Source organism: uncultured Nitratireductor sp., assembly GCF_913053745.1.
Taxonomy (GTDB): domain Bacteria; phylum Pseudomonadota; class Alphaproteobacteria; order Rhizobiales; family Rhizobiaceae; genus Nitratireductor.
This window is the reverse complement of record NZ_CAJXGF010000167.1, coordinates 1-9,006: the sequence shown is the minus strand read 5'-3', so window position 1 is coordinate 9,006 and position 9,006 is coordinate 1. Positions and strand designations below refer to the sequence as shown.

The following is a 9,006-nucleotide window of genomic DNA, read 5'->3' as shown; positions in this document are numbered from 1 at the left end:
AATAGACGAGGCCGAGAAGCAGCATGATGGAACCCATGCCCGGCAGCGCGGCGATGAGGCCGCCCACCACACGGCGTAGCGACGGTACCATGCTGACCAGCCGTAAAACGCGCAGGATGCGTAAGGCGCGCAGCACCGAGAGGCCGGCAGTGGCCGGTACAAGGGCGATGCCCACCACCACGAGATCGAAAATGCGCCAGGGATCGCGGAAAAAGGATTGTCGGTAAACGGCAAAACGCGCCAGAAGCTCGGCAACGAACACGCCGAGTATGGCCTGGTCCAAACTCTTCAGAAATGGTCCGACAGCTTCCATGGCCCGCTCGGACGTTTCCAAGCCGAGCGTGATGGCGTTGACGATGATGAGGACGGTGATGACTGCCTCGAAGTGGCGGGATTCGATCAGACTCTTAAGCGCTTGCACGTGGGGCTGTCCGGTTGCTGGTTGTGACGTTGAGCGGCAGACAGGTGGGATGGAAATACGGCCACGTCAAGCCATCCGGCGTGGTTTAACTCCGGGCTGAAGAGATTAACGCTGACGAACGCGAGTGCAAATCTCAAGGTATCCAGAGCCCGGATACTGGGTCGGACTCTGGCTCTGTTCTCGTGAACGCGGAGGGCATGCCCCGTGTGCCCTGGGACCGCGTTGTTGAACGCTCACTCGAGGAGGAATTCATCGAAGGCAGGGAGCGTCGATTGCTTTCCCCTGCCTTTCGATGTTTGCTCGGCTTGTCGAGCGTCTAGCCGATGGCTCCACCGTCTTCGCGCCAGACGGCGATGACCGATGAGCGGGGTTTGCCGTTCCCGTCCGGCCAGCTGCCACCCGGATGCTGGATGCCGACAAAGGCGACTTTCTTGTCCGGTGACCAGCACAGACCGGTGACCTCCGCGCCGTTCGGTGCGGTCAGGAAACGGGCGATCTCGCCGGTTTCGGGATTGCCGACCAGCATCTGATTGTTGCCCTGACCTTCGAACTCGCCTTCATTGCTGTCGTCGCCGTCCGTCTGGATCCACAGCATCCCGTCGGACGAGAAGGCCATGCCGTCGGGGGAGTTGAACATGTTGCCTTCGTTCACATTGTCCGAGCCCGCATAGGCGTTGTTGTAAACAGTCGGGTTGCCGGCCATGACATAGAGATCCCAGGTGAAGCGCTCCGCCCCATGATCTTCGCCTTCGGGCCGCCAACGAACGATCTGACCGTAATTGTTGGTCTCGCGCGGGTTGGGGCCGCCGACCGATTGCTCGTCGCCACCGGCGTTGGCTTTCACGCCGCGATTCTTGTTGTTGGTTAGCGCGCAATAGACTTCGACATGCAGCGGATTGGCTGCGACCCATTCGGGGCGATCCATTGTGGTGGCGCCGACCTTCGAGCCAGCGATGCGGGCAAAGACCAATATTTCCTCGATCGGCATATCGGTGGTTTCCGGTGTCAGCGCCAGCCACTCGCCAGTCATATCGTCATTGAACCTGGCGACATAAAGCGTGCCTTCGGAAAGCAGCCCGTCGGTCGGTTGGCCCTCTGCCCATGTCCCGTTGGACACATATTTGTAGATGAACTCGCCGCGCTCGTCGTCACCCATATAGACCACGACGCGGCCGTCGGCAGCCTGCACCATTTCGGCGTTCTCATGCTTGAAGCGGCCGAGCGCGGTGTGCTTGATCGGCGTCGAGGACGGGTCAAGCGGATCGATCTCCGTGACCCAGCCGTGACGGTTCGGTTCGTTGGGTTCCTTGGACAGGTCGAAACGCGGGTCGAATTTTTCATAGGCATAACGGCCTTCACCGCCAATGCCATAACGCACTTCGCCTTCCGTCGCTTCACGCTCGGCTGTCGTGCCGAAATAACCGTTGAAGTTTTCCTCGCAAGTCAGATATGTGCCCCACAGCGTCTTGCCAGAGCCGCAATTGTTCATTGTGCCTTTGGGTGTAAGGCCTTCCGGATCGGCTTTCGTCTTGACCAGATCGCCACCGGCCGCCGGACCGTCCATGGTCATCGGCGTTTCGTGTGTGATGCGCCGATTATAGCGACTGTCGAGTACCACCGCATAACCATTGCCGTTATCGGCAATCTCGATCACCGTAACACCCTGAATGTTTTTGAGCAGGCGCACCTCATCTGCGTTCTGCGGCACACCCTCGGATGCGGCCGGCAGATTGATCTCCGGGTTTGCGTATTCGGAATTGATGGCCAGGACGATCTTGTCACCATCGACGAACGTTTCCATGCCGTCTGTGTTTTCACCGAAAATCTTGTCCGACATGGCGACAGAGACGCTTGTGTCGGGCGAATAGGCTCCCTCGGCTTCCTTGAAGAGCGGATCGCCCCAGCGCACGAGCGTTTTCCACTCATATCCGTTCGGCACGTGGATCTCGTGATCGGTGGCGATGTCGATCGGTCGGAATGCGAACGACGCACCTTCTGCCCGGACAGTATGTGTGGACGAGAGAACGCCCGTCCCCATCACGGCTGCGCCGGAGCCGAAAGCGAGTACGCCACCAAGGAAACCGCGGCGCGAGATTGCGCGCTCGACGACGCTATCGAAGGCGTTCGCATCGGGGCGGGGGTCGCGCATTTCGTCGAATTCATCCCAGGACAAGCGAACGATATCCTGCTTTTTCATAACGGCATTCCTCTGGCTGTTTGGCTGGATCGAACCGGCGTATCGCGGCACGTGCACACACTCTTAGCGAATGTGTGCAACAGGCGTTTAACAAGCCTGTGCCGAACCGAGGAAAACCGGCAACCGGACTCTGAGGATATCGCCGAATGAGAAAGGGCCGACCACGGCAATGCGGTCGGCCCTGTTGTTTTGACACTCTCCGCGTCTCGAGCGGCGCGGAGAGGCCGTTTTCAGTGTTTGATCGAAACGCGTCAGAATTTCACGGACGTGTGGAAGGTGAAAGTGCGTCCCGGCGCATATACGGGATCGATGCCGCCACGGTTCGAACTCGCTGCAAAGCCCGTTCGCTCATAATAGGTTTCGTCGAACAGATTTTCGATGCCCAAGCGAACGGACATGTTCTCATAGGCTGGTGGTGTCCATTCGGCGTAGGTGCTGACCACTGTATAGGCGGGCTGGTCGTAGAAGCCGGCGGTGGTAGCAGCATCGTCCGAGATCTTACCGGCCCAGGCCAGCGACGCGCCGAGCTTCAGGTTGTAATCCGGGATTTCATGGTCGATGTATAGCGTCGCCATGTCGCCGATAGGCATGAAGGTCCCGCTGTTGGGCAGAACGGATTCGCCGGAAGCCGTCAGCTTTGCCTTTGTGAAGGTGGCGCCGATTTTCGTGTTTTCCCAGCGATAGCCGGCGTTCAGTGTCACACCGCGCGAGCGGAACTCGTTCGGATTGTTGTGTAGCGTGGCGCCGGGACCCCAGCCATATTCAGGAAGTCCGTCGATCCGCGTGTCGAAAAATGTAACGCCGGCATTCCAGTTCCCGCCGCCGAAATTCGCGCCCACTTTCAGGTTTTGCGCGGTGCCGGTGCTGAAATGGGGGTCGGTGATGAAGCTGTCGTCACGCGCATGGACGTAGCCGTAATCGCCAATGACGTAGCCCAGCCACGTCCGGGACGCACCGGCGAACACCTCGAAATGGTCGTTGAATTTGTAGGATACCGTCGCGTTTACGCTGGCACCGCTGTCGGAGAATTTGTTGTCGTCCCAATCGGTAAAGCGGTGCCCATCATAACGTAGGCCGGTCGATAGGTTAAAACCATTGTCGAATTCGAAGCGGCCCTGCGCGAAAACGCCAAGTTGCAGGGTGGAGAATTCACGATAGCGACGGTCGTTATTGCCGTAATTGTCCGTGAAATAGCCGTGCCGCCCGAAATCGACGCCAGCCGTAATATTGCCGTTCTCTAGGGTGAAGCGGTTTTGCACTTTGCCGCCGAACAGATCTTCGTCGAGGGCCATGTTGCCGTTGGTACGGTTTTGATAGTTTGGGCGCCAGTAGTCGTTCTCGCTATAGTAGAGCACCACCTCGGGGTCCCACATGTCGGTAGGCGCCGTGGTGGTGTATTTGAGATTAACCGCGTCGCGTGCGACCTCGAGCGGGTGCACGGTGTCGCCGGCGAGGCCCATGTTCATTTTGATGAGACGGTCCGCCTTGTCGCGGCTGCGCTCATAGCCGAACTCCAGGCGGTGACCGTCGGCTTCATAGCCGAACTTGGCGAGAACGTTGCGGGCTGCGGGCTCGGTACCGAGAATTTCCACCCCATCGCCATTCTCGTAGTTCTCGCCGGTTGCGCCATGAGTCATGACAAACCAATCGAACCCCTCGTGTCGGCCATAACCGGCTGCGCTGCCCGAAAAGTCGCGGCCGTTGGTGCCGTAGGAGAGACCAAGGCGTGCACCCAGATTCTTACCGTCTTCGAGCAGGTCGAGCGCGCCGACGGTTTCATAGCGGATGGCGCCTGCTGCTGCGCCGAAGCCGGAATCGGCCGCCGCCGCGCCGGCTTCAACCTCGACGCGTTTCAAGAAAACTGGGTCGATCACGTTGGAGCCGGTGTGATGCCAACTTGTCGCCGTTTGCGGCACGCCGTCCACGCTGACGGCAAGGTTGGACTGCTCCATCCCCAGAACGTGAATGCGCTTAGAGGGACCGCCGCCGCCCGAAACGCTGACCGAGGATTCGCGGATGAACAACTCAGAGACGTTGCTCGGCTGTAATATCTCCAGATCTTCCCGGGTGACGACGGTTCCGCCTGTCGCCTCGATGTTTTCCTTGCCATCGCTGATGACCGTGATCATGTCCAGAACAGTCGTGCTCTGATTGGCTTCCTGCGCCTGCAACGCGGAAGCGATTGCGAGCAGGGAGACACCGGTGAGCGGCAGTATCCGCGGTAACGTCATGTGCTTTTCCTGTTAATCCCCGACCGGGAAGCGCTTGGTCCGGCTTTCCGGTCATAAGTCCGTCGATGCAGGCGACTTGTGAAACTCGTTTTGACGCGGAAATCGTGCCCGCCGATGTGAGCGTGTCGCATCTCTATCCCGCTGCGGTCAGCCCCCTGCCTGCTGTCTTTCAAGAGCCCGGGCAAGGGCCCTTTCGGGCGCTCCGGCTGCGGCAGGCTTGCTTCTCGTCACGCCGCCGCTTAATCTTGATAAGATTGGTCATATATATGTGTGATCTGCAAATGGAGTCGAGCCGAAAGAGTTTGGTAAAAACCGCAATTTCTTAGGCTCAAACCGCATCGTGCCGTCTCCCGCCTTCACCGGCCGGATCGGTTTCAGGGTTGTTGAATGCAGTACACCTCACAGGAAATTTTTGTCGGTGCCATCGAGGGGGTGCCAAATTGCACATCCGATACCAGCGAGCAGGAGATCTGGCCGAAATTCATGTTGATGGTTCTGTTGCAAGGCGCTCAGCACTTTGTGATAGACGGGCGGCATTTCGAGATCGATGCGGGCTCCGCGGAGAGCAATGCGCCGATCGTCTTCATGCTGAACGTGGCCAAGGACAGTCGGCTGCGCTTTTTCAACGACAGTCAAACGCCGCTGCGCAAGGTTATGATCTCGGCTCCGTTGCCGTGGCTGCAGCGCTTGTTCGATACAAAGGATGAGACGCAAACATCGGCCGTGCGGAATTTTTTCGCACAGCATCTCGCACATTACTCGTTCGAGCCGGGCCAGCATATCGTTCAATCGGCCCAAAGGATCATAAATCCGCCCCCCGCTTTGGACGGTGAACTGAGCTCCCTTTACCTCAGAGCGCAGGGGCTCGACATGATGTGGCAGTCACTGTTGACGATGCTGGCGGAGAAGAAGAAGCATCTTCCGGTGCCGACGCTGATGGGCTTGCGCTATTGCGAGCGTGCCCGAGATTTTGTGACCGCAAATCTGGAGACAGAACTCACCATAGATCTGATCGCGGGTGACGTGGGATGCAGCGCCTCCACACTGCAGCGTCATTTCAAGACGCATTTCGGAATGACCGTTTTTGATTTTATCAGGCAAAAACGCCTTGAAGCTGCACGTTCGGCCCTGGCCGGAAACGGTATCCCGATCTCACATGCCGCGCATATGGCCGGTTACAACAATATCTCAAGCTTCACGACGGCCTTTCGAAAGGCTTATGGCATGACGCCGAAACAGGTGCGCGTTTAGCCGTCTCATTCACCTTTAAGGAAAGACCGGCCCATAGAGCCGGCGCATGTGCAAATCAAACGGTCCGCGCACGATAATTTTTATACAAATGCAAACTAATTGCATCGCTCGAACGCTTCTCGCATGTACTCCCGTGGGGTCGATCGTATCAAACGGAAGGCGGATAAACAGTCGAGCAGATGACCGAGCAGAAACGCGTCCTCCGCTACGGTGCTGCGCTTGTCTAGTCTCATTGAAGACGGATGTGTGCAGACAGAACTATTATCCGATTTAATTGAATCATTACCGTTACTGTGGCACCGTTCGAATCGGTGGGGTGAGTGATTTGATTTCCGAGGGGAAATCAGCTGAACCATGAGGGTACAGCATGCGAAATCAGTTCACACTTGCGATGACCGCCCTGGCTGCAATTTCACAAACAATAGAACCGGCTTCGGCGGCCACGGCTACCGGATCCATGAACGTTCAAATTCAGATCGTTGCGGAATGCTTGGTTACCTCGGCGACGGATCTTGATTTCGGAAGCGAAGGCATCATCGCCACCGATATCGACCAAACCAGCACAATCTCGGTTCGATGCACCGATGGCACGCCCTACAATGTTGGCCTCGGTGCAGGCGGCGGCGCCGGCGCAACCGTGACCAACCGACTGATGACCGGACCGGCATCCGCCACGATCGGCTATGCGCTTTATCGCGACGCTGCGCGTACGCTGAATTGGGGAGAAACGGTTGGCACCGACACTGTTGCCGGCACGGGAAATGGCGACGTCCAACCGATCACGGTTTACGGCCGAGTGCCGGCACAGACCACGCCGGGCACCGGTACGTATACCGACACTGTGACCATAACCGTTACATACTGACCTTGCCACGAGGGAGAACGCCATGCGGACCTTGCTTACATGCATAGGTGCGATCGCACTCGTTGCGTTGTGCGGTCAGACACTTTCGAATGCGGCCTCGCTTCGGGTCGCTCCGACCACAGTCGACATGATCGCACCGGATAGCGCCGCGGTGCTCAATCTACGAAACGAAGCCGATCGGCCGATCAATGTTCAGGTTCGGGTTTATCGATGGACCCAAGAAGGCGGTGTAGACCGCTTGCAGCCAACGCGGGATGTGGTCGCCAGTCCCCCAGCAACGCAATTGCCAGCCGGCGCCGATTACGTCCTTCGTGTCGTGCGGGTCAGCAAACGCCCCATCCGCGGAGAAGAGAGTTATCGAGTGGTTGTCGACGAATTGCCCGACCGCTCCCGTCAGAGAGCCGGAACCGTCAATCTGGTGATGCGCCATTCCGTTCCGGTGTTTTTCAGGAGCCAGGATGCCGCGGCACCTCAGGTTTCGTGGAGCGTCAACCGTTCCGGTTCCCAGTTAATGCTCATTGCCCGTAACGATGGCGCTGGCAGGCTCCGATTGTCGGATGTCCGGGTCAGCCAGGGCGGCAGACCTGTAGGGGCGCGAAACGGATTGGTCGGCTATGTCCTGGGCGGGGCAACGATGCAATGGCCGATCGGCACGGCCAGCGGCGTTGGGGGCGGAACGGTCGCGCTTCGAGCACAGAGCCACCTTGGACCCGTCAAGGCATCGGTCGCAGTCCGTTAGCGGGCTGATTGTCTTGGTTTTTCTTGCACTGACTGCATCCTCCGCTAGGGCGGAAACTCAGGCAACCGCTGCTTCCAGTGCAGGAACCGGCGTGGAGATTGGGCCCGGTCGGGAACTCTATCTGGAGGTGTTTATCAATGACGCATCGACCAATCTGATCGGTGCATTCGTTCATCGATCCGATGGGGAGCTTGTATCGTCGGAAGACGAACTGATCGAACTCGGAATCAAGCCCCGCTCCGTTGCGAGAGATCGCGACGGCATGTTCAGTCTCGACAGGCTGCCGGATCTCTCATACCGCATTGATGAAGCCGCGCAGCGACTTTATGTGTCGACAACAAATGCCGGCAGGGCCGCCAAGGTTGTCGATTTGTCGGCGACGCGGGACCGGGAGAGGTTGCAGCCGCAATCGAGCATCGGCGCCGTGCTTAACTACTCGTTGTTTGCAAGTTCAAACGCCCTGTTCGAGGGAACGAACGAATTGTTTCAAGGCGTTTCGGGAAGTTTTGATGCCCGGTTGTTCAGCCGGTTGGGTGCCTTGAGACAGTCGTTTATTGCCGACTATTCCGATGGCGACCTCAACGGTTTCACCAGACTGAACACCACCTGGTCGTACTCCAATCCGGAACACATGCTGACCTTCACGGCGGGCGACTTCGTCTCCGGCGGACTTTCCTGGACCAGACCGGTCTATCTTGGCGGGCTTCAGGTGCGGCGCAATTTTTCGCTTCGATCCGATCTGGTCAGTCTGCCTCTGCCGTCCTTCTCGGGGACGGCGGCAGTGCCTTCAACGCTCGAAGTTTACACGCAGAATGCCAGATCCTATGCCGGCGAAGTCTCTTCAGGGCCATTTCAGGTCGTCAACCTGCCAGTCTTTACCGGGGCCGGTGAAGCCCGCGTCGTCCTTCGTGACCGGCTCGGGCGCGAAACGGTCACGACGCTACCGTTCTACACATCCAGCATGCTGTTACGCCAGGGATTGTTCGATTTCTCCATCGAAGCGGGCTTTCCCAGACGCAATTTCGGGATCGATTCCGACGACTATGACGCGCGCCTATATGGCATCGCCAGCGCACGCTACGGACTGACCAACTGGCTGACACTCGAAGGGCATATCGAGGTTGGTGAGGATCTTGTGAACGGAGGCGCCGGAGTGGCCTTTCCACTTGGCGCTTACGGTGCTGCATCGATTGCGGTTGCGGGAAGCCATCACGATGGACAAACGGGTGGGTTGATCAATGCGTCGCTTGAACTGAGCCACAATGACTGGAACGTTTACGGTCGTATTCAGCGGGCGTTCGA

7 protein-coding genes are annotated in these 9,006 nt (G+C 58.2%); 4 read left to right on the top strand and 3 right to left on the bottom strand.

Going from position 1 to position 9,006, the window contains the following annotated elements:
• The 3 genes from QZ638_RS20260 to QZ638_RS20250 all read right to left on the bottom strand — a co-directional run.
• Window positions 1-421, bottom strand: a 421-nt coding sequence (locus tag QZ638_RS20260) for an ion transporter (protein ID WP_295813715.1), incomplete at its 3' end; no start/stop codon positions are given.
• A 316-nt stretch (window positions 422-737) separates the two neighbouring features.
• Window positions 738-2,618, bottom strand: coding sequence for a PhoX family phosphatase (locus QZ638_RS20255; protein WP_295813712.1), 1,881 nt, complete (start codon window positions 2,616-2,618; stop codon window positions 738-740).
• A 251-nt stretch (window positions 2,619-2,869) separates the two neighbouring features.
• A complete protein-coding gene (locus QZ638_RS20250; protein WP_295813711.1) occupies window positions 2,870-4,849 on the bottom strand; it encodes a TonB-dependent receptor in 1,980 nt (659 codons plus the stop codon).
• Window positions 4,850-5,332: 483 nt separating this feature from the next.
• Here QZ638_RS20250 and QZ638_RS20245 point away from each other — a divergent pair, with 483 nt between their 5' ends.
• From QZ638_RS20245 to QZ638_RS20230, 4 genes are all read left to right on the top strand, one after another.
• Complete coding sequence (locus QZ638_RS20245; RefSeq protein ID WP_295813719.1) at window positions 5,333-6,100, top strand: AraC family transcriptional regulator; 768 nt, start codon at window positions 5,333-5,335, stop codon at window positions 6,098-6,100.
• Between the two features lie 391 nt (window positions 6,101-6,491).
• Complete coding sequence (locus QZ638_RS20240; RefSeq protein ID WP_295813717.1) at window positions 6,492-6,965, top strand: spore coat U domain-containing protein; 474 nt, start codon at window positions 6,492-6,494, stop codon at window positions 6,963-6,965.
• A gap of 22 nt (window positions 6,966-6,987) precedes the next feature.
• On the top strand, window positions 6,988-7,704 hold the full coding sequence (locus tag QZ638_RS20235) for a molecular chaperone (protein WP_295813709.1): 717 nt from the start codon (window positions 6,988-6,990) through the stop codon (window positions 7,702-7,704).
• 91 nt (window positions 7,705-7,795) lie between these two features.
• Window positions 7,796-9,006: fimbria/pilus outer membrane usher protein (locus QZ638_RS20230; protein WP_295813707.1), on the top strand; the 1,211-nt coding region annotated here is incomplete at its 3' end.